Origin of the sequence: Pseudomonas sp. 2822-17, from assembly GCF_002742485.1 — a bacterium.
GTDB lineage: Bacteria > Pseudomonadota > Gammaproteobacteria > Pseudomonadales > Pseudomonadaceae > Aquipseudomonas > Aquipseudomonas cyclaminis.
Window position 1 is genome coordinate 1 of sequence record NZ_LJRZ01000639.1, and the last position, 232, is coordinate 232.

A 232-nucleotide genomic window follows, 5' to 3' on the forward strand; every position below is an offset into this window, starting at 1 on the left:
GCTGTGAGCACCTGAACCGAGCACTCGTAGTGGAGGAGCAAGTTGCTTTATCAAGACAGTTAGAAGAAGTCGCTGTTATTCCAGCAGCGAACGCTGGTGGAGCGATGGCAACATATGTTTTTGGAAAAATGCAGAGCCCTGTGATGGTAGAGGAAGTAGTTGCAGAAGCGGGTATTGACATTGGGAATACACTCATCGGCATGCATTTAAAAAGGGTCGCAGTACCTGTCAG

Annotated in this window: 1 protein-coding gene; it reads left to right on the top strand. The window is 48.3% G+C overall.

Annotation, left to right across the window (positions count from 1 at the left end; translation table 11 throughout):
* Window positions 1-29: 29 nt before the first annotated feature.
* On the top strand, window positions 30-232 hold a 203-nt coding region (locus AOA60_RS32335), incomplete at its 3' end, for a DUF436 family protein (protein WP_256592873.1).